Below are 19,504 nucleotides of genomic sequence, written 5' to 3'. Positions count from 1 at the left end.
GGCGGTGCGCGCGGCACGGGTACGCGACGCGACGGCCGGCGCCCCGCCTCTCCACGCCCCGCCCCCCGTCGTCCCCCGTGTCACCTCTCCCGCACGGCCCGTGCCACGCGAGTCGCCGCTGCCGCACGCGGCCGGTTGTCGGCCGGCCTGCGCCTCGGGTGCACCGTGGTCGCCAGCAGGACCAGGAACGTGTCCGTCGCCCGGTCCAGGAGCAGCATCGTGCCGGTGAAGCCCGTGTGGCCCGCGGCTCCCCGTCCCGCCAGTTCCCCCATGAACCACTCCTGGTCCAGGGCGAAGCCCAGGCCCGGGGGGTCGAGGAGGAGTTCCACGAAGTCGGGGCCCAGGATGCGCGCGGGGCCGTAGGAGCCGCCGGACAGCAGGGTCCGGCAGAAGATCGCCAGGTCGCGGGCGGTGGAGAACAGGCCCGCGTGGCCCGCCACGCCGCCGAGCGCCCAGGCGTTCTCGTCGTGGACGACGCCCCGCAGCATCCCCCGGTCCGCCTTGGCCCACGGCCGCCGCTGGTCCTCCGTGGCCGCCGCGCCGGGGCACGGGCCGAAGTGGGTGGAGGTCATGCCGAGGGGGCGGGTGATCCCGTCGTGGATCAGGGTGTCCAGGCCGCGCCCGGTGATGCGCTCCAGGACGTGCTGGAGGAGCAGCATGTTGAGGTCGGAGTAGCAGTACGTGCCCGGCACCCCGATCGGCACCTCCGCCCGCAGTCGCGCCAGCCGTTCCTCGTCGTCCGCGCAGTCGTACAGCGGGAGTTCGGGCCGCAGCCCCGAGGTGTGCGTCAGCAGCTGCCGTACCGTCACCCCGTACCGCGCCGCGCCCCGGAAGTCCGGCAGGTACGCCCCGACCTCCGCGTCCACCCCGAGCGTCCCGCGCTCGATCTGCTGCACCGCGGCCACGGCGGTGAACAGCTTCGTCACGGAGGCCAGGTCGAAAGCGGTGCCCACGGTCATCGGGACCCGCGCCGAGGGCGGGAGTTCCACTCCCCTGTCCGTCTCCGGGTCGTACGAGGCGTAGCGGACCGCCCAGCCCGCCGCCTCCTCCACGGCCACGCAGGGGCCGCGTCCGGCGATCACCACCGCGCCCGCCGCCCAGGGCCGTTCGCCCGCGGTCAGGTCGTGCACCTCGCGGACCAGGTGCCCGAGTTCCCCGGGGTCCAGACCCGCCCGCTCCGGTGTGCCGGCGCGCAGTTTCGGTGCGCTCAGCTCTCCGCTCCCTCCACGCCGGATCCCTCCACGCCGGACCGCCTGCTCCAGGGACGGCACATTCCCACGAAGCAGCCCACCGCCACCAGTGCGGCCACCAGTTGGACGACGGCCATCGGCACGGCGGTGTCCTCACCGGCCACCCCCACCAGCGGCGACGCCACCGCGCCGACCAGGAAGGACGTCGTACCGAGCAGCGCGGAGGCGCTGCCTGCGGCCCGCTTGGTGCGCAGCAGCGCGAGGGTCTGCGTGTTGGGCATGGTCACACCCATGGCGGACATCAGCACGAACAGCGCCGCCGCCACCGGCACCAGACCCACCTCGCCGAACACCCCGGCCGCCATCAGCAGCAGCCCGACCGCCGCCAGCAGCACCACGCCGAGCCCCGTGGCCAGTACGGCGTCCAGGCTCACCCGGCCGACCAGCACCTTGCCGTTGATCTGACCCACGATCACCAGCCCGACGGAGTTCAGCCCGAACAGCAGGCTGAACGTCTGCGGGGAGGCGCCGTAGATCTCCTGCACCACGAACGGCGAGGCCGAGATGTACGCGAACAGCGCCGCGAAGGCGAACCCGCCGGTCAGCATGTACCCGGCGAAGACACGGTCGGCGAGCAGCCCGCGCATCGAGCGCAGCGCCTCGCGCCCGCCGCCCTGGTGCCGATCGGCCGGGTCGAGGGTCTCGGGCAGCCGCGCCCACACCAGTACGGCCAGCAGCGCGCCCACGACGGTCAGCACGACGAACACGCCCCGCCAGTCCGTCACCCGCAGGATCTGCCCGCCGATGAGCGGCGCCACGATCGGCGCGACGCCGGAGATCAGCATGAGGGTGGAGAAGAAGCGGGCCATCGCCACGCCGTCGTAGAGGTCGCGTACGACGGCCCGCGCGATGACGATCCCGGCGGCGCCCGCGAGCCCCTGGGCCAGCCGGAAGGCGACCAGGAACTCCACCGTGGGCGCGAGCGCGCACAGCGCGGTGGCGAGGACGTACACGGCGAGCCCGATGAGAAGGGGACGCCTGCGCCCCCAGCGGTCGCTCATCGGGCCGACCACCAACTGCCCGAGCGCCATTCCGGCCAGGCAGGTGGTGAGGGTGAGCTGGACGGTCGCGGCGGGCGCACCGAGGGCCCCGGTGACCTGCGGGAGGGCCGGGAGGTACATGTCCATCGCCAGCGGGGGCGTGGCGGTCAGCCCGCCGAGGATAAAGGTGACCAGCAGCGATGTCCGCCGTACGGCACCGCCCGCGCTGCTCGGTGCGGCCGCCCGCGCCCCCTTGGCCGTGCTTGTCTCGCCGTTCGATGCGGATGCCTCGCACGCCCCGCTCTCGGGCATGTGCCCTCCCTCTTTTCGCGATCCGCCACCTATGCTCTCAGCTCGAACACAGTGCCGAGGGTCAGTAAAGCAAGGGTGGGGTTCGAGGATGGTGGAGCAGAGGGTGCGCTGGGGGATCCTGGCGACCGGGGGAATCGCGGCCACGTTCGCGGCGGATCTGGTGGACCTGCCGGACGCCGAGGTGGTCGCGGTGGCCTCGCGCTCGCAGGCGTCGGCGGACGCCTTCGCGGAGCGGTTCGGGATCGGCCGGGCCTACGGCGACTGGGAGTCGCTGGCGGCGGACGAGGACATCGATGTCGTCTACGTCGCCACCCCGCACTCGGCGCACCGCGCGGCGGCGGGCCTGTGCCTGGAGGCCGGGCGGAACGTGCTGTGCGAGAAGCCGTTCACACTGAACCTGCGCGAGGCGGAGGAACTGGTCGCCCTGGCACGGGATCGCGGGCGCTTCCTGATGGAGGCAATGTGGATGTACTGCAACCCGATGGTCCGCAGGCTGAAGGCGCTGGTGGACGACGGGGCGATCGGCGAGGTGCGCAGTGTGTCGGCGGACTTCGGGATCGCCGGTCCCTTCCCGGCCTCGCACCGGCTGCGCGACCCCGCGCAGGGCGGGGGCGCGCTGCTCGATCTCGGCGTCTACCCGGTGTCGTTCGCGCAGTTGCTGCTCGGTGAGCCCTCGGACATCACGGCGAGAGCAGCGCTCTCCGACGAGGGCGTCGATCTCCAGACAGGTGCGGTGCTCTCCTGGGAGAGCGGCGCTCTCGCTTCGGTGCACTGCTCCATCGTCGGCGGCACGGCGACGGCGGCCTCGGTGACCGGCTCCCAGGGCCGTATCGACATCCCGCACGGCTTCTTCTTCCCGGACCACTTCGTCCTCCACCGCGACGGACGCGACCCGGAGAAGTTCCTCGCCGACTCCGCCGACGGCCCCCGCACCAGCATGCGCCACGAGGCCATCGAGGTGATGCGCGCGCTGCGGGCGGGCGAGACGGAGTCCCCGCTGGTCCCCCTGGACGGCACCCTCGCGGTGATGCGCACGCTGGACGCGATCCGGGACCGGATCGGCGTGCGGTACCCGGGGGAATAGGGCGAGCAGGCGGAAGCCGCGAGCGCGCTCAGGCGGGCTTCAACCCCGGCTCCCCCACCTCCGTCACGAAGGACGCGGCCGTACTGACCGGCGCCCCCGGCGCGGTCACGTACGGCACCGTCCGGAAGTCCGCCCGCGCCAGCGACTCGTCGAGCGTGACGGTCACATAGCCGCGCCGCCCGTCGTAGAACCGCAGGTGCGGGTTGGCGGCCAGGTACGTGGCCCAGTTGGCGGGCCGCTCCGCGCCGTCCCGCCCGCTGGCGATCGAGGTCGCCACGATCTCGGTGCCGCGCACCCGCGAGGACGGGTCGTCGAAGTCGTCCTTGATGTCGAAGGCGTACCCCACGTGGACGTCCCCGGTGAGCACCATCAGGTTGGTGACGCCGGCGGCCTCCGCGCCGTCCAGCACCCGGCGACGCGCGGCCCGGTAGCCGTCCCACGCGTCCATGGAGACCCGGGACGGCTCCGTCAGGTCGAATTTGCGCTGCGAGAAGACGACCTGCTGCGGGAGGACGTTCCAGACGGCCCGCGAGGCCCGCCACCCGTCGAGCAGCCACCGCTCCTGCGTCTCGCCGGTCATGGTGCGCGCCGGGTCGTCGACCTCGGGCCCGGGCACCTTGGCGCCGTCGCCCTGGGCCTGGTCGCTGCGGTACTGCCGGGTGTCGAGCACGTCGAACTGGGCCAGCCGCCCCCAGTGCAGCCGCCGGTAGAGCCGCATGTCGGGCCCCTGCGGAAGCTGGAGCGGCCGCAGCGGCAGGTGCTCCCAGTAGGCGCGGTAGGCGGAGGCGCGCCGCAGCAGGAACTCCTCCGGCGGCACGCTGTCCTCCGGGGTGCCGCCCGCGTAGTTGTTCTCGGTCTCGTGGTCGTCCCAGGTGACGACGAAGGGGTGCGCGGCGTGCGCGGCGCGCAGATCGGGGTCGGTCTTGTAGAGGGCGTACCGCAGGCGGTAGTCCTCCAGGGTGAGGGTCTCCCGGTTGAAGACGGAGGGCAGGGCGCGGTCGGTGTAGTTCCGGGCTCCGCCGACGGGGCTGACGGCGTACTCGTACAGATAGTCACCAAGGTGGAAGACAACCTCGACACTGTCGTCGTCGGCGAGGTGCGCGTACGGAGTGAAGTAGCCGTCGTGGTACGCCTGGCAGGAGACGGCGGCCAGTTTCATCCGGGAGACCATGTCGCCGGGTGCGGGGGCGGTGCGTGTCCGGCCGGTCCCGGAGATCCAGGTGCCTGCCCGGAAGCGGTAGTAGTACACGCGGCCGGCGTCGAGCTCGCCCACCTCGACGTGCACGGTGTGCCGGAACTCGGGGTGCGCGAGCGTGTCACCGCGTCTGACGACGCGTCGGAACTCGGGGTCGTGGGCCAGTTCCCAGTACACGGTGACGCGCTCGTCGGGCAGTCCGCCGTCGGGTGCGAAGGGCTCCGGGGCCAGCCGGGTCCACAGCAGGACCGAGTCGGGCTGCGGGTCGCCGGAGGCGACGCCGAGGGTGAAGGGGTCGTCGCCGATGCGCGCGGCGTCCAGTTCGGCGGCGCCCGCGGCACCGGCCGTGGGCAGGTGCACCGCGAAGGCGAGCGCGGCGGCGGCAGCGGTGACGGTGAGGAACCGGCGGCGGCCCAAGTGGGCGGCCGCGGCTCGCAGTTCGGCAGTGTGGCGTGAGACGTGGGCGTCGAGTGGCATCCGGTCCTCCCCTGACGAAATGAACGCATCAGGGATTGCACCGGCCGCGGACGACTCTCGATTGGCGCGTACACAACACCCATATGGCGGATGAATGAGTTTCGGATGGCGGACCCTCCCGTACCCTCCGGACCCATGAACACGAAGCGAACGGACAGGCCGAGGGTGGCCGTGGTGACCGGCGCGGGCTCCGGAATCGGACGCGCGGTGGCCGAGGAACTGCTGCGCGCGGGCTGGTCGGTGGCGCTGGCCGGCCGCCGCACCGAGAAGCTGGAGGAGACGGCGGCGCTGGTGCCGGAGGGCGACTTTCTCGCCGTACGCGCGGACGTGTCGCGGCCGGAGGACGTGGCCGCGTTGTTCACGGCGACGGTGGACCGGTTCGGGCGGGTGGACCTGCTGTTCAACAACGCCGGTACGTTCGGCCCGGGCGGGGTGCCGGTGGAGGATCTGCCGTACGAGGCGTGGCGGCACGTGGTGGACACCAACCTCAACGGGGCGTTCCTGTGCGCGCAGACGGCGTACCGCCACATGAAGGAGCAGACCCCGCAGGGCGGCCGCATCATCAACAACGGCTCGATCTCGGCGCACACCCCCCGCCCGCACTCGGTCGCGTACACGGCGACCAAGCACGCCCTCACCGGTCTGACGAAGTCCCTCTCCCTGGACGGCCGCCCGTACAACATCGCGGTGGGCCAGATCGACATCGGCAACGCGGCCACCGACATGACGGCCCGTATGCAGACCGGCGCGCTCCAGGCGAACGGCGAGATGGCGCCGGAGCCGGCGATGGACGTGGCGGACGTGGCACGCACGGTGCGGCACATGGCGGAACTGCCGCTGGAGGCGAACGTGCAGTTCGCGACGGTACTGGCGACGACGATGCCGTACGTGGGCCGGGGCTAGGCGGCGTTCGGCCGCGGCTAGGCGGCGTTCGGCCGCGGCTAAGGGGCGTTCGATCCCGCCCTCACCGATTTACACATCCGGAATTTGACCGTCCGCTCCATTGCGGCCGGTCAAAGTCATATGCTCAACTCTCCTCCACAAGAACTTCACAGTTGGAGTGGAGGGCTTCCACTGAGCCATACCGAGGGGGGAGACGGCAGCCGCTCCACGGCACGGGTTGGGGGTGGACCTCGCGCGGGACCGCGGGGTACACACCGTGCCGTGGGCGGCTGCCGTACGACGTTCGGCGCTGTGGGCCTACCGCCCGAGGATGCCGTCGATCTCCTTCAGCTGGGCCGGGGTGAGCGGCCCCTTGCCGATGGCCCCCGCGTTCTCCTCGACCTGGGCGACGGTACGGAACCCGGGAATCGGCACGGTGAGCGCACTGCGCCCCCAGATCCAGGCGAGGGCACCCTGCGCGAGCGTACGCCCGCCGCTGGTGAGTACGTCCCGGACGGCGTGGACCCGCTTCAGCCACTCGGGATCGGCGGCCCCACCCGCCGAGAACCCCTCCAGCCAGGCAGGCGGCGCACTACGAATGTCCCCGGCCTCCAACGCCTCCCCCGCACCCCGCTTCCCGGCCAACAACCCCATGGCAAGCGGACTCCGATTGACGCTGGCCAGCCCCTCTCCCTCACACAGCGCGAGCATCTCGGGCGCGTCCTGAAGCACGTTCAGCCGATGCTGTACGGCCGCACAGTGCGCGCCCGCGCCGAAGACGGCGGCGCGGCCGGGATCGTCCGTGCTCCAGGCGTACGCCCGCACAAGCCCTTCCCGCACGAACTCCTCGCAGAGATCCCGGAGTTCGGCGCCACGACCAGGGTCGGCGTCGGACACGTGAAACTGATAGAGGTCGATGTAATCGGTCCCGAGCCGCCGCAGCGAACCGGTGAGCGCACGCCGGGCATGGTCGAGGGAGTCGTCGCTTCCGAGAAGAACTCGGCTGCGTTCGTCAAAGACGTTCCCCCACTTGGTGGCGACGACGACCTCGCCCCGCCGAGCGCCGAGCGCCCGCCCCAGCACCCGCTCACTGTGCCCGGCGCCATAGGTGTCGGCGGTGTCGAAGAAGGTGACCCCCAGATCGAGGGCGCGCCGCACGGCCCGTACGGACTCCTCGTCGTCGACGCGCCCCCACCCGAGGGGCTGCCCGTCGGGGGTGCTGAACTCGCCACCGATGGCCCAACACCCGAGCCCGAGCGCGCTGACGCGAATGCCGCTATGACCCAATGCTCTGAAATTGGTCTCCATGGCCCGGAAGGCTAGAAATTGAAGCGCACTTCAAGGCAAGGGCCTTCGGCGAGCGGCGTCTAGGGCCTGTCCGGCGGATCTTGAGCAGTCAGCGCATATACGGCAGTGGAGAAGCGCGGAGATTGCCTGGCGTCGGCATGGTCAGGCACCACTAGGTCCAGCGACAATGGGGGCATCTTCGGGCCGGGCGTAACTCGCGTTCCTGGCCTCTTAACGGTCGGAGCGGAGCGGCACCATGGCATGGGTGGTAGGAACGGGCGCGTTCTTGGGGCTGCTGGCGATCGCATTGGGAATCGTGACGCTCCGGACAGGGTGGATCCTGCCTACGGCGCGTCGCCATGTCACCAGGCCCCAGCTCCACGGCCTCGGCGCCCTGCTCACGGGCGCGTCCCCCCTTCTGCAGAGCCTCTTCTACTTTCGAATCTTGCCGAGCGTTTCCTGGGAGGTCCGCTTCTTCGGCGGAAACGCCCTCCTGTTCGCTGGGCTTCTCCTCATTGCCCTCAGCCAGCTGCTGCCGTTCCGCCGAAACCCGGACCACGCCGATCCCTCAGGCGTCTGAAGGGTGTCGGCGGATCACGGCCGAAGCCATAAGCGGATCGCTGCGGTGGTGACGGTGCCGTGGAAGACATAGGCCCGCTTGTCGTAGCGGGTGGCGACGGCTCTTGAGTTCTTGAGCCGGTTGATCGTGCGCTCGACTTCGTTGCGGCGTTTATAGATCTCGCTGTCGAAGCCGGTGGGCCGGCCGCCCTTGCTGCCGCGCCGTTTGCGGTTGGCCCGCTGGTCCTTCGGCTCGGGGATGGTGTGTTTGATCTGGCGTCTTCGCAGGTAGCGGCGGTTGCGGCGTGAGCTGTATGCCTTGTCGCCACCGAGGTGGTCCGGTCGGGTGCGTGGCCGTCCACCCTGTGGTCGGGGAACGCGGACGCGTTCGAGGACCTCGATCATCTGCGGCGCGTCGCCCCACTGGCCGGGCGTGAGCAGGAAGGCCAAGGGCCGGCATCCGCCCTCACCAGCGAGGTGGATCTTGCAGGTCAGGCCGCCCCGGGACCGTCCCAGTCCTTCGTCGGGGTGGTGATGCCGGGGCGTCGTCCTTTTTTCGGGACGCGTGGCTTCTTCTTGCGGGCGCCGGCAGCGTGCTGGTGTGCACGGCAGGACGTCGAGTCGACGCTGACCATGCTCCAGTCGATCCGGCCCGAAAGGTCAGCGTCGGCCTGGACGGCACGCAGGATCCAGTCCCACGTGCCGTCCGCCGACCAGCGCCGATGGCGTTCATAGACGGTCTTCCAGCTACCGAAACGCTCGGGAAGGTCCCGCCACGGTATGCCCGTTCGGACCCGGAACAGGATCCCGTTGATAACTCTGCGGTGATCGTTCCACCGGCCGCCACGCTGTCCCGACGCCGGCAGGTGCGGCTCCAGCCGGACCCACTCGACATTCGTCAGATCACCCCGCCCCATGCTGAGAACAACGTGCGATCAATCCGACAGTCACATGATCCGCCGGACAGCCCCTAGGCCTGCCCGGTCTCGAACCGCCGGATCTTCCCGCTGTCGTCGACATCGAAGCGCCACCGGGTACGCATCTCGCCCCAGGTGTCGTTGCGGTACCGGGCGAGGAGGGCGTGCCCGCCGTCGGACTCCTTGTCGACCTCCATGTGCCCGTTGGACTCGAAGATCTCCCGGTCGATCCAGTCGTCGAGGTCACGGTCGGTGCCGTCGTCGGCCATGGTGGCGTCCGGGGTGAGCAGGGACCTGAACGTGTCCCGGTCGTGCTGGTTGAGGGCGGTCACGAAGTCCCGGACGACCGGGTCGCTGAGGTTCTTGGGCTGAATCGTCATGACGGCAGGCTCACACCGCGCCGGGGCGCCCGCCACCCGAACGCCACCCGAACGCCATCCAGGACGGGCCGTGTGGGCGAGGCCGATGCGACGGTGAGGAACAAGACCTTCCGTCCGCCACATCTGTCACAGGAGTGAACGTGAGCGCATACGACCGACGGGACCTGGGCCTGCTCCTCCTCCGACTGGGCGCCGGCGGGGTGCTCGCGGCGCACGGGGCGCAGAAGCTGCTGGGCTGGTTCGGCGGTGGGGGCATCGAGGGCACGGGCCAGTTCATGGAGTCGGTGGGCTACAGCCCCGGCCAGGCGAACGCCCGCATGGCGGGCCTGGCGGAGGCGGGCGGCGGCACGCTCCTGGCGCTGGGCCTGGCGACCCCGGCGGCGGGCGCGGCAGCCGCGGGCGCGATGGCAGGCGCCGCCGCGGTCCACGCCCCCAACGGCTTCTTCAACGCCGAGGGCGGCTACGAGTACGCGGCAACACTGGGCCTGGCGGCAACGGGCCTGGCGATCACGGGCCCGGGCCGCCTCTCCCTGGACCACGCCCTGGGCCACATCTTCGACCGGGGCTGGATGGTCCCGGCGGCCCTGGCGGCCACGGCGGCGGGCACGGCGGTGGTGGTGGGCCTGCGCAACAAGCGGGTACGGGAGGAGAAGGAGGGCGAGCAGGGGGCCCTGTTCGAGGAGTCGATGGCCCGGTAGGGGGCCGTGTCAGTGGCGCGTGCGAGTCTCTGCGCATGACTGACCACCCCGCCCTGTCCCCCACCCCCGACCTCTGGACCGACATCGAGCACCTCTGGACCTGGCTCGACACCCACCGCCCCCTCGACGGCCCCGAGGCCCTCCTCCTCCGCATCCTCAAACTCTCGGAGGAGGTCGGCGAGGTCGCGGAGGCGGTGATCGGAGCGACGGGCCAGAACCCTCGCAAGGGTTCCTCCCACACGTGGGAGGACGTACAGGCGGAACTGTGCGACGTGGTGATCACGGCGCTGGTAGTGCTGCGGACGTTGACGCCGGAGGCGCGGGAAGTGTTGACGGAGCACGTGGGGCGGGTGCGGGAACGGTCGTTGGGCGGGGAGGGGACCGAGCCGCGCAGCGGCCGCCGACCCAGTCGTTAACCGATGAGTGCCACCGGAGCGTCCCAGGCGTTTCGGTCGACGGTGATGGTGTGGCCGCCGCGGGTCTCCTTGCTGTTGACCATGTACTGGTGGGCGCGGCTGTGATTCGTGTACAGCTTGGGGTCCCAGGGCCAGTCGGCGGTGGTGGTGTTCTTCTTGTCCCACAGCGCGTACCAGAGGTTGCCCGGCAGGTCGGTCCGGTCCTTGGCGGTGGCGATGGCCTTGGCACTGGAGCTGCTGAAGCCGTAGAGACCGGCGCGGTACGTCTTCGCCCGCAGGGTCTTGGTGAAGGAGCGCACGTACTTCAACGTGGCGTCGTTGCACGCCTTGTTCGTGATGTCGTACGACTCCATGTTGAGGTAGATGGGGCTGCCGGGCTTGAAGCCGAGGGCCGAGGCCTTGGCGACAGCGTCCTTGGCGTTGCTCGCCCCGAGAGAAGCCGCCGTTGACGCGGTGAACCGCTCCGGGTTCCTGCTGGCCTGGCAGGGCGGCTGGGCGCCGACGTAGAGCGGGATCAGCTTCCAGCCCGCGGCGTTGACCGACTTCACCCAGGACGCGGTGAGGTTGGGCTGCGCGCAGCCGCGATTCCTGCCGCCGATGTACACCGCCGCCGCACCGTAGAAGCCGGTCTTCCACGCCTTCATCGCGGCGAGCGAGGGCGCCGTGCAGGTGTCGAACGCTCGTCCCGTGTACGTCTTCTGCGCGGGCCAGCTCGTGGCGGCCATGGAGGTCTGCGCCGCGATCCCGGCTCCGGCGACCACGACGACACCGGTCGTGGCCCACGCGATGTAACGGCCCCTCTTGGACAGCCGGTGCCTGGACATCCCCACCCCATTCGGATCACGGCCCGCGGCCACGTCCGATACGCGGGAAGGCTCACGCGAGCTGATCTTCGGCGGCGGCGGTAGAACTCCGGCAGTCGGAGCGCTCCGCAGCCTATCGAAGATGGTCTATCCGCAGACAGGACACCCCCTCCGGCCTGGGCCGGAGGGGGTGCGGCAGGACGAGCCGCCTGCCACTTGCCTCCTGGGGTCGCGTGCGCACCTGCGGCCCTTCTGCGTCCGTCAGCTCCAGTTGCGCCAGACCGACAGTCTGCGGCTGCTGCGTGTGCTCCGCTCCCGCAGAGCGCGGGCCATTGTGTGTTCAAGCACGCCGAAGACGCCGGGAAGGCGGATCGGGCTGGCCATAAGGACGTTCATCCCCAGTGCTCCTCCTGGTAGCGCAGGAGGTTATCGCCGTGGAGTTGCTTGGTGGCATTGCCGACCCGGACCCAGAAGTCGGTTAGGCCGTTGCCACCCTTGGCGGGCTTGGCGAACACCGGCCTACCGGCCGCGGCGACGCTGATCTGGCAGACGACCGTGCCGGAAATTTCGGGGAAGCGTACACGGACGGTGGTCGCCGTCGGGGTCGAGAGGCTGCTGTCGAGGAGTTGGCGTACGAAGAGCTCGTACCCGTCGACGCCGGCTTGCGGCTCCAGAGTGGTGAGGTCGTCCTCGATGCCGAGGACAGTCCCGTCATCGGCGACGCCGATAAACAGGTTTCCACCCTCGCCGTTCAGGAAGCCGCAGACGGCCTTGACGATGTTGTGCCGCAGGGACTTGTCGGCCTGCCGAGTGTGCACGTTCCAGCGGGCGCTGGCCTTGAACTCGGTGCCCTGGGACTCGCCGGCGGCGATCATGTCGGCCGGGGTGGTCGGGATGTACGCGGGACGTTCCCCCGTAAGGGTTTCGAACGCTTCCCGCACGACCTTGGCGATGAGCTGGCGCCGCCGTTCCAGGAAGGTGGGATAGTCGAGCTGCTCCCAGCCGACCGGGAGGGCGTGCCACCGCACCTGCCGCTCAAGCACCGCCGGGTCCATCGCGTCCGTGATCCTCGGCCAGTAGTCCTGTGGTGCGTCGGTGTTGGACGGCTCATCTGCCGGCCATGTCACGTAGGCCATGTTGGCGATGGCATTGACTTGGCGCCGGTCGGTGATACCGAGTCCGGCGAGCACCTTGCGGTGGAACAGGTTGTCCCGGTCGACAGCCTTGGCGGGCTTGACTGAGGGGTCCAACAGATCACGGATTCGTTGGTCGCCGAAGAGCATTTCGGCGTCGAGGATGTTGAGCGCCGCCTGGTAGGCGAACAGCACCGGTGAACGCGACGAGGAGGTGTCCAACCGGTTCGGGAGGGAGATGTCCCAGTAGTCACCGGTGAAGTTCGCTGCGATGATCCGGTCAAGTTCCGCGGTGAAGGCGCGGCCGTCGCCTGGCGGCAGACTGCCAATGCGCCCCAGGTCGAACTCCATCTGCGACTCAGGTGAGTTGGAGTACCGGCCAGTGGTGTGCGCCATGAAGAACCACCGTCCGATCACGGGACGGAGTTCATCGGCCGTCAGCCCGAAGTCATGGCGTCCGATCAGCCAGATCGTGTAGCTGTACAGCAGGGCGTTGTCGGAGGTGATCATCTTGCGGCTGCGGAAGCCGGCCGCCGTGACGCACTGGAAGAACTCGTGCCAGCTGGTCAGGTCCAGGACCTTCGTGTGTGCTTGGGCGAGCCGATCGAACTGCTCCTGCCGTCGAGCGGCGGTGACCTTGCCGGTTTCGAGATCCTTACCTCGCAGGACGCTGTAGACGTGCTGCAGCCGGGCGCGCCGGAAGGCGACAGCGACGGCTACGCGCAGCAGTTGATCCGGGCTGGGATCCAGAAAGGCATTCCGAGGGCTGGGACCGGGGAGCCCCGCGATCACCGCGCTGCGGCTGAAGTCTTCGAGCTGGCGGCGCCCCTTCTCCCAATGCACTGACATCAGGGTGAGGATGAAGTCGGACTGATTGAGCTTCACGCCTTCGGAGTTGATGCGCACGAAGATGTCCGCCACCTGCTCCTCGTCGGCCGAAGCTCCCAACTCCACAACCTGGAAGTGGAACTCGTGCAGGTCACGGACCCTGTCGATGCGTTCTTCGAGCTCATCCTTGACAGCGTTCGACAACGGCTGTCCGCTGGCCTGTTCGAGTCGGTGGAAGAACTGCCGGACGGTGGGCTTGTAACCGCCTTGTACCCAGAGCGCGGTGATGTCCGGAATGAAGTGAGGGTTACGCTCGATCGCCGCGTCCGTGACCTCGAACGCCTGGTCCTCGGGGTGAAACGCGATACGAACGTTGATCTCGTCGAAAGACTTAGTGACGATCTTGCGCCCGGTGAGGACAGCGAACAGGGCGGTGAGCCGCTGCTGCCCATCGACAACTAACAACTGGGGCGTTCGATCGCCTGTTTCAGTTCCGATCTGTCGCGTCCCCACCTCAGCACCGGTCTCCCAGAACATCAGCGTACCGATGGGGTAGCCCCGGTACATCGAGTCGAAGAGATCGCGGGCCTTCGCCGCAGACCAGACGAACGGGCGTTGGATGTCGGGGAGTCCGATACGGCCGCCTTCGATGCTCTCGATCAGATGCCTGATCGTGTAATTGGTGTCACGGTACAAAGTGGGTGGCACAGCCGAGGGCTCCTAACGTCCGAGGTCAACTGGGCGGGTGGCAGGGGTCAGAGCGTGGGAACAACGCCTCAGGTTTCTACCACGCGGGGACGCCGCGGAATGCGCGGTGACGGGATCCAACCAGCCACTGCTCTTCCAGGGAGGAGCCTCGCCGGAAGGCATGGCCGCGCGTAACGCACAGTCGGCGAACGCAACAACTAGCGCCTCATGTCGACTCGGTTAACACTCAGGCGAGATGAGGGCTGGGGTGCGCCTTGTTCGATAAACACAGGCGGGAGGAGTCACAAATGAACACCTGTGCGTATTTACTGGCTGTGGCCGACAGAATCGCCCTCAACAGACAGCCGAAGAGCAGGACGCGATAACACACCGTGCTAATGCGGCACGCCACAGCAGGAATCACGTTGTCCCATATCGACGCTCCGACGATGTCGCTGCGGAACGGGCGGTACTCGGGTGGTGTACTCCTCCACCCGCCCGCACACGCTCTGCGATCGAGGTGGAGAGCTGTCAGCCGCCAGGACGACTGGGACGGGCCCGTTACGCCGCGTCGGCAACACTGAAGTCACGGCTGGCTGAATGGTGCCCCTGCGCGTCCCCGGCGAGCTGTTTCCGGGGGCACCTTCATGCCAAAGTCATCCCACGTGATGACGTGATGACGAGGAGCGGTGCATGCAGGACGGGGGACGCCGGTGGCAGCTCGTGGTGGCTGCCGGCGGGGACGCGCTGCGGCAGGAACGCCTCACGCGCGATCTGTTTGCGGCCCTGCACGGAACAGAGGGCGTGGTCGCCGGCTTCACCGAAGACGACGCGGCCCTCCAACCGGGCCACAAGGGCGTCGGCGTCGGCGAGGTGGCGCTGTGGGCAGCCACGGCAACCGCGGTCGCCCGGCCCGCTTCGCAAGTCCTGATCACCGCGATCAAGGAATGGTGCGCCAAGGACCGTCACCGCAAGGTCGAGGTCACCTACGACGGACATTCCGTCTCTATCACAGGCCGCCCGGACGCTGCTCAGGAGCGAGTCGTCCGCGAATTTTTGGACAAGGTGGGTGAAGCCCCGTCCTACGGACCGGAAGGTGACGGCGAGTGACCCGGCTCGTCAAGCGCCGCGCCCTGCTGATCGGCATTGAGCACTACGACGACAGCCGCTTCCCTCCGCTGCCCTCCACACGGGCCGACGTCTGGGGCATGGAGCAGGTTCTCAGGCACCGCAACATCGGCGGGTTCGTCTCCGTCACGTCCCGGGAGAATTTGACCGCCGCCGACATGCAGGAGGCCGTCAGCGAGTTCCTGGACGCCTGCGAGCAAGATGAACTGGCCCTGGTCTACGTGTCCGGACACGGTGCGCGACTCGTGCGGGACGGCGGGGAGTTCCACTTCATCGCCACCGACACCGACTTCGACCGGATCGCTGAAACGGGCGTGAGCGCGGGGTTCGTCAACGAGCAGCTGGAGCAGTGCTGGGCCCCGCAGAAGGTGGTGCTGATCGACTGTTGCCGCAGCGGCGGCTTCGCCGTGGGCCTGCGCACCTCCGACCGGCAGCCGGATTCCGTAGCGAAGTCCGCCGAGCAGGAGCGGCCTCTGCTCACCAGCCGCGGCGTGTACGTGCTGTCGTCGTCACGGGCCGGTGAGGACTCGTACGCCGACGCGGCCAGTACCGGCGAGGTGCAGCCGTCCGCCTTCACCGCTGAGGTCATCGAAGCCCTGCGCACCGGCAGGGTGGGCAAGGACGGCAAGGGCGACGTGTCGGTGGAGGACCTCTTCCACTACGTCAACCGACGCATGCGAGCCCAGGGTGCCCGCCAGGTGCCGGTCAAGTTCGCGCACGGCGTCGACGACCGTATCGTCATCGCCGACTGCCCGTTCGGCGCGGCTCCGCTGCTCACCCCTCTCACCCGTCGCCCCACCGCTTCGTCCGAACCGCAGGCCGGGGCCCCTACTCGCAAATCCGCCTCGTCTCAGCCAACGTGGCACCGTCTCCTGGACTACTACCGCGAGTGCGTGCTGTCCGACGAGACCGAGACACCGCTGATGTCCGTCGGCGACCACGACACTTCGTACGTCTGCCTCTCCGGCACGGAGCGGCTTCTCTCCGGCGATGTCGATGACGACGGCTGCATCCCCGTCCCGGCAGAGGCAGACGCGCTGATCGAGTCGGCCGTCGAGCAGGAGGCCGAATTGTGGGCCGGTTACCCGGCCGTGGTCCTGACCGGGCCACGAGGAGGCGGCCCCTGGCGGCACCCGAAGTTCGCGCCCTTGCTGACCCGCCGCGTGGAGGTCGTGTCCGAAGAGGGCCGGGTACGGCTCAAGCCGTACGGTCCCGTCCAGCCGCACCCTCAGCTGGCGCGAAACTGGCTGGGTGACGAGGAGGCCGCCCAGTTCGCAGACACCTTCCAGCCGACCTGGCATCGGGGCCAGCACGACCGCATGGCGGTGGAAGCGAGCAAGCTCCTCCGGGAGGAGTTCGAGATTCCCTGCGTCCAGGAACTCCTGCCCGATCAGCTGGCCGACCACATCGACATTCACACGCCCGGCGACGGCGCGCGCAACGCCGCCGTGCTCTTCACGGCTCTGCCCGACACCGCCTACACGAAGAAGCTCCTGGACGACTTCGCCGGTATCGCGGAGCAGACGGACCGCATCCAGGCGACGGCGCTCGCCGCTCTCTCGCCCGATCCGGCCGAACGCAGCCGCGCACTGACCCTGTCGGAACCAGAGCCGACGCGCCTGGTCACACCACTGCCCTGCAACAAGGCCCAAGCCGCCGTACTGCACTCGGCCATGACGCAACGGCTGACCGTCGCCACGGGACCGCCGGGCACCGGAAAGAGCCAGCTGGTGGCCAACCTCGTCGCCACAGCGGTGACGAGCGACCAGACCGTTCTCGTGGCCTCCAACAACAACGAGGCGGTGGACGAGGTCTGGCGCCGTTGCGACACGCTCGTACCCGGCAGTGTCATACGCACCGGCTCGGCCAGGGCCAAGACCGGGAACTACGTCGAAGCCGAGGCCAAAGGCCTGGACACCCTGCGCACCGCGCCGGAACCCGTTCCCAACGTGGCCACGGCCGCCATGGACGTCGACATCGCCCGCGGCCATTTCGCGCGTGTCCAGCAGGATCTCGCCCAGGTCGCCATGACCGAGAAGAACCTGCTTCAAGCCGGCCGGCTGCGTGAGGAGCACGCCGCCCAACTCGGCCGGTCCGTAACCGAACTGAACGCGGTCATTGAACAGGTAAGTAGCCTTGATCAGGTGGAGGTCCGGGCGCGGCGTCTGGCCCACGCCCGGTTCTTCGGCACTTGGCGGCGCGGCCGCTTCCTGAGCAAGATCGGTCTCAAGGCCTTCGAAGGGGACCGGGCAGAAGGCTGCCTCGCTCTGGCCGACTTCGCTGCTGCGGAAGTGGCCTGGCGCAACGGATACGCACAGGTCTCCCGTGTCGATGACACCGCGCTGGCTACGAAGGTCGACGCTGCTGAAGCGGGCGTGCAGAACGCCTCGCGCATCCTGCTGGAAAGCACCGTACGAAGCAACGCGTGGACCGGCCGACGGCGCATTCGCGATCTTCTGAGCGCCAGAGACAGCAACCGCACCGACTGGGCCGCCATGCGTGAAGTGCTCCCTGCCGCACCCGGCTGGGCGGTCACCAGCCTTTCCGCTCGGCGCTTCCCGCTCGGTCCCGCCCTGTTCGACCTGGTCGTCATCGACGAAGCCAGCCAGTGCGCCATTCCGCACGTGCTTCCACTGCTGTTCCGGGCGCGGCGGGCCCTGGTCATCGGGGATGCCATGCAGCTCCCGCACATCGTCAAGGTCAGCCCCGAACGCGAAGCTCTGATCCGCCGCAAGGCCGGCCTGCGCTCCGGCTGGCTGGAGAAGAACCGGCTCGCCCACCGCCGCCACTCCGCATTCCACGCCGCCGAGCGCTCCGCGGGAGGCACCCTGCTCCTCGACGAACACTTCCGCTGCCACCCGGACATCGCCGCCGTGTCCAACGAACTCTTCTACGACCAAGGGCTGACGGTCCTCACCGACACCCGGGACCGCCCATCCCTGCGCAAGCCACCGATCTTCTGGTCCCACGTTCCCGGACGAGCCGCCCGGCCCCCGTACGGCGGCTCCTGGGTGAACCACGACGAGGTCCGGCAGGTGGACAGTTTTGTACGCGCCCTGCTGGAGGGACTCCCCGACGAAGCCACGATCGGCGTGGTAACCCCTTTCGCGCCTCAAGCCGACGAACTCCGCGCGCAACTGAGGCAATACGACCGGCAACGCGTGCGCGTGGGCACCGTGCACACCTTCCAGGGCGGTGAGCGCGACGTCATGGTCTTCTCCCTCGTCGCCGGTCAAGGCATGCACGACAGCGCGATTGGCTGGGTCCACCGCCAGCTCAACCTCTGGAACGTCGCCATCACCCGCGCCCGCAGCCACCTCATTGTGGTCGGCGACATGCACCTGTGGCGCAGATGGGGTGGTGTCGCCGGCGAGCTCCTGAACGCCGCCACCACGACCGGGTCTCGCATCGAAGCCCTAGCAGGAGACGACCTGCTGCAGCGCCTCTACAAGGTCATGTCCACGCAGCCGGGAACAACAGCAGCGGTCGGCGAGAGTGTCCACGGCCACCCCGTCGATGTCCTGGTACGAACCCAGGACGCTGACCGTACACAGGCCGTCCTGCTCGACCGCGGGCCGGACGAAGGCGCTGACGAAGCGCGCCACCTGCGCCTGATGCTGCACCGCCGTCGGCTCGTGGAGAACGGCGAAGAGTGCGGTCCCGCCCTGCGGTACCCGGCGTGGAGACTGTACGACACGAGCACCCACTGACCGCTGAACGGCTTTGGGGCGCCGGTCACTTCCCGTAGGCCTGCTTCCAGCGCGCCCGGTGACGGGAGTCCCCCTGACCGCGACCGTTCACACGGCTCAGCGCCAGCAGGGACGCTCCGTTGTTCCACAAGCCGAGGTGATCGCGGTGCACGGCGAGAATGCCGTGCTCCACGGCGAACCTCTCGGAGGGACGGCTGAACCTGGTGGTCGTCACGAACACCGCCACGTCGGCCTGGAAGTGGACCTTGGCACCCAGCAGATCGCGCAGCTCACGGCTGGCGATGGTGCTGCTGGGCGCGTACCGCTTGCACTGGATCACAAACGTCCGGCCATCCGGCAGACGACCGACGACATCGGCACCGTTGTCGTGCGAACCACCCACCCGCCGGACCTCCGTACACCCGTCCCTGCGGCACAAGCCGGCAACCAACTCCTCGAACTCGGTGCCCGTCATCGCATCCACCTCGACCAGGGTCCGCCGACCGGCCTTCACCGCCTCGTCCTGGCGCCAACGGCGATCCCGGGCACGCACCCTCCGGTCGGTGCGCCACAGCCACCAGCCCACGGCTCCGATACCGCCGAGGACCACGCTCCCGGCGACGTACGGCCACACCTCCGACCAGAACACCACCAGCACGATCAGCAGCCCGCCACCACCGAGCACGATCGGCTTCGCTCCTGTCGCCCGCCCACGACGACGAGCCGCATTCCGTCCACGTTGAACAGCCATCCCGCCCTCCCCCGAACCGCCCTGAGCGAGAGTCTCGGCAAGGCGGGAC

Annotated in this window: 16 protein-coding genes; 7 read left to right on the top strand and 9 right to left on the bottom strand. The window is 69.2% G+C overall.

Going from position 1 to position 19,504, the window contains the following annotated elements:
• Nucleotides 1-80 precede the first annotated feature (80 nt).
• Both GA0115233_RS27715 and GA0115233_RS27710 read right to left on the bottom strand, forming a co-directional pair.
• Nucleotides 81-1,271 carry a serine hydrolase domain-containing protein gene (locus GA0115233_RS27715; RefSeq protein WP_176711958.1) on the bottom strand — a complete coding sequence of 397 codons (1,191 nt, stop codon included), beginning with the start codon at nucleotides 1,269-1,271 and terminating at the stop codon, nucleotides 81-83.
• A complete protein-coding gene (locus tag GA0115233_RS27710; RefSeq protein ID WP_093723035.1) occupies nucleotides 1,208-2,542 on the bottom strand; it encodes a multidrug effflux MFS transporter in 1,335 nt (444 codons plus the stop codon). The genes GA0115233_RS27715 and GA0115233_RS27710 overlap by 64 nt, the downstream gene beginning before the upstream one ends.
• 88 nt (nucleotides 2,543-2,630) lie before the next feature.
• On the opposite strand from GA0115233_RS27710, the gene GA0115233_RS27705 reads away from it, so the two are divergent.
• Nucleotides 2,631-3,626: a Gfo/Idh/MocA family protein gene (locus GA0115233_RS27705; RefSeq protein WP_093723034.1), complete on the top strand. Its 996-nt coding sequence runs from the start codon at nucleotides 2,631-2,633 to the stop codon at nucleotides 3,624-3,626.
• A gap of 28 nt (nucleotides 3,627-3,654) precedes the next feature.
• On the opposite strand, the gene GA0115233_RS27700 is transcribed toward GA0115233_RS27705, so the two are convergent.
• Nucleotides 3,655-5,298 (bottom strand): alkaline phosphatase D family protein, encoded by a 1,644-nt coding sequence (locus GA0115233_RS27700; RefSeq protein WP_093723033.1) that lies wholly within the window; start codon nucleotides 5,296-5,298, stop codon nucleotides 3,655-3,657.
• A 135-nt stretch (nucleotides 5,299-5,433) separates the two neighbouring features.
• Here GA0115233_RS27700 and GA0115233_RS27695 point away from each other — a divergent pair, with 135 nt between their 5' ends.
• Nucleotides 5,434-6,201 (top strand): SDR family oxidoreductase, encoded by a 768-nt coding sequence (locus tag GA0115233_RS27695; RefSeq protein ID WP_093723067.1) that lies wholly within the window; start codon nucleotides 5,434-5,436, stop codon nucleotides 6,199-6,201.
• Nucleotides 6,202-6,498: 297 nt separating this feature from the next.
• On the opposite strand, the gene GA0115233_RS27690 is transcribed toward GA0115233_RS27695, so the two are convergent.
• Complete coding sequence (locus GA0115233_RS27690) at nucleotides 6,499-7,488, bottom strand: aldo/keto reductase (RefSeq protein WP_093723032.1); 990 nt, start codon at nucleotides 7,486-7,488, stop codon at nucleotides 6,499-6,501.
• Between the two features lie 235 nt (nucleotides 7,489-7,723).
• On the opposite strand from GA0115233_RS27690, the gene GA0115233_RS27685 reads away from it, so the two are divergent.
• On the top strand, nucleotides 7,724-8,047 hold the full coding sequence (locus GA0115233_RS27685; RefSeq protein WP_255310375.1) for a hypothetical protein: 324 nt from the start codon (nucleotides 7,724-7,726) through the stop codon (nucleotides 8,045-8,047).
• A 14-nt stretch (nucleotides 8,048-8,061) separates the two neighbouring features.
• Here the strand turns inward: GA0115233_RS27685 and GA0115233_RS27680 are convergent.
• Together GA0115233_RS27680 and GA0115233_RS27675 are read right to left on the bottom strand one after the other, a co-directional pair.
• A protein-coding gene (locus tag GA0115233_RS27680) for an IS5 family transposase (protein ID WP_107406465.1) occupies nucleotides 8,062-8,942 on the bottom strand; the annotation gives its coding sequence in 2 pieces (ribosomal slippage) (nucleotides 8,062-8,582 and nucleotides 8,582-8,942; 882 coding nt in all).
• Between the two features lie 53 nt (nucleotides 8,943-8,995).
• Complete coding sequence (locus tag GA0115233_RS27675; protein ID WP_093723030.1) at nucleotides 8,996-9,322, bottom strand: hypothetical protein; 327 nt, start codon at nucleotides 9,320-9,322, stop codon at nucleotides 8,996-8,998.
• A gap of 140 nt (nucleotides 9,323-9,462) precedes the next feature.
• Between GA0115233_RS27675 and GA0115233_RS27670 the strand changes: the two genes are divergently transcribed.
• Nucleotides 9,463-10,020: a DoxX family protein gene (locus GA0115233_RS27670; RefSeq protein ID WP_093723065.1), complete on the top strand. Its 558-nt coding sequence runs from the start codon at nucleotides 9,463-9,465 to the stop codon at nucleotides 10,018-10,020.
• Between the two features lie 35 nt (nucleotides 10,021-10,055).
• Nucleotides 10,056-10,436, top strand: coding sequence for a MazG-like family protein (locus tag GA0115233_RS27665; RefSeq protein ID WP_093723029.1), 381 nt, complete (start codon nucleotides 10,056-10,058; stop codon nucleotides 10,434-10,436).
• Here GA0115233_RS27665 and GA0115233_RS27660 read toward each other — a convergent pair.
• The gene (locus tag GA0115233_RS27660; protein WP_093723028.1) at nucleotides 10,433-11,260 is read right to left on the bottom strand and encodes a glycoside hydrolase domain-containing protein; all 828 of its coding nucleotides are present in this window, start codon (nucleotides 11,258-11,260) and stop codon (nucleotides 10,433-10,435) included. The two genes, GA0115233_RS27665 and GA0115233_RS27660, sit on opposite strands and share 4 nt — an antisense overlap.
• 371 nt (nucleotides 11,261-11,631) lie before the next feature.
• On the bottom strand, nucleotides 11,632-13,908 hold the full coding sequence (locus tag GA0115233_RS27655; RefSeq protein ID WP_093723027.1) for a GmrSD restriction endonuclease domain-containing protein: 2,277 nt from the start codon (nucleotides 13,906-13,908) through the stop codon (nucleotides 11,632-11,634).
• Nucleotides 13,909-14,580: 672 nt separating this feature from the next.
• Between GA0115233_RS27655 and GA0115233_RS27650 the strand changes: the two genes are divergently transcribed.
• Both GA0115233_RS27650 and GA0115233_RS27645 read left to right on the top strand, forming a co-directional pair.
• Entirely contained in the window at nucleotides 14,581-14,997 is a 417-nt protein-coding gene (locus GA0115233_RS27650) for a hypothetical protein (protein ID WP_093723026.1), read from the top strand.
• The gene (locus GA0115233_RS27645; protein ID WP_093723025.1) at nucleotides 14,994-18,725 is read left to right on the top strand and encodes a caspase, EACC1-associated type; all 3,732 of its coding nucleotides are present in this window, start codon (nucleotides 14,994-14,996) and stop codon (nucleotides 18,723-18,725) included. Before GA0115233_RS27650 ends, GA0115233_RS27645 begins: the two co-directional genes overlap by 4 nt.
• A gap of 25 nt (nucleotides 18,726-18,750) precedes the next feature.
• Here GA0115233_RS27645 and GA0115233_RS27640 read toward each other — a convergent pair whose 3' ends face one another.
• Entirely contained in the window at nucleotides 18,751-19,455 is a 705-nt protein-coding gene (locus GA0115233_RS27640; RefSeq protein ID WP_093723064.1) for a restriction endonuclease, read from the bottom strand.
• Between the last annotated feature and the right edge of the window lie 49 nt (nucleotides 19,456-19,504).

It is taken from the genome of Streptomyces sp. DI166 (assembly GCF_900091315.1).
Taxonomy (GTDB): Bacteria; Actinomycetota; Actinomycetes; order Streptomycetales; family Streptomycetaceae; genus Streptomyces; species Streptomyces fuscus.
This window is presented reverse-complemented; position numbering and strand designations above follow the sequence as displayed.

Excerpts from the sequence above, each read along its gene's own strand:
- GA0115233_RS27710 (WP_093723035.1), bottom strand. The coding sequence starts at position 2,542 with ATGCCCGAGAGCGGGGCGTGCGAGGCATCCGCATCGAACGGCGAGACA.
- GA0115233_RS27705 (WP_093723034.1), top strand. The coding sequence starts at position 2,631 with ATGGTGGAGCAGAGGGTGCGCTGGGGGATCCTGGCGACCGGGGGAATC.
- GA0115233_RS27700 (WP_093723033.1), bottom strand. The coding sequence starts at position 5,298 with ATGCCACTCGACGCCCACGTCTCACGCCACACTGCCGAACTGCGAGCC.
- GA0115233_RS27695 (WP_093723067.1), top strand. The coding sequence starts at position 5,434 with ATGAACACGAAGCGAACGGACAGGCCGAGGGTGGCCGTGGTGACCGGC.
- GA0115233_RS27690 (WP_093723032.1), bottom strand. The coding sequence starts at position 7,488 with ATGGAGACCAATTTCAGAGCATTGGGTCATAGCGGCATTCGCGTCAGC.
- GA0115233_RS27685 (WP_255310375.1), top strand. The coding sequence starts at position 7,724 with ATGGCATGGGTGGTAGGAACGGGCGCGTTCTTGGGGCTGCTGGCGATC.
- GA0115233_RS27675 (WP_093723030.1), bottom strand. The coding sequence starts at position 9,322 with ATGACGATTCAGCCCAAGAACCTCAGCGACCCGGTCGTCCGGGACTTC.
- GA0115233_RS27665 (WP_093723029.1), top strand. The coding sequence starts at position 10,056 with ATGACTGACCACCCCGCCCTGTCCCCCACCCCCGACCTCTGGACCGAC.
- GA0115233_RS27660 (WP_093723028.1), bottom strand. The coding sequence starts at position 11,260 with ATGTCCAGGCACCGGCTGTCCAAGAGGGGCCGTTACATCGCGTGGGCC.
- GA0115233_RS27650 (WP_093723026.1), top strand. The coding sequence starts at position 14,581 with ATGCAGGACGGGGGACGCCGGTGGCAGCTCGTGGTGGCTGCCGGCGGG.
- GA0115233_RS27640 (WP_093723064.1), bottom strand. The coding sequence starts at position 19,455 with ATGGCTGTTCAACGTGGACGGAATGCGGCTCGTCGTCGTGGGCGGGCG.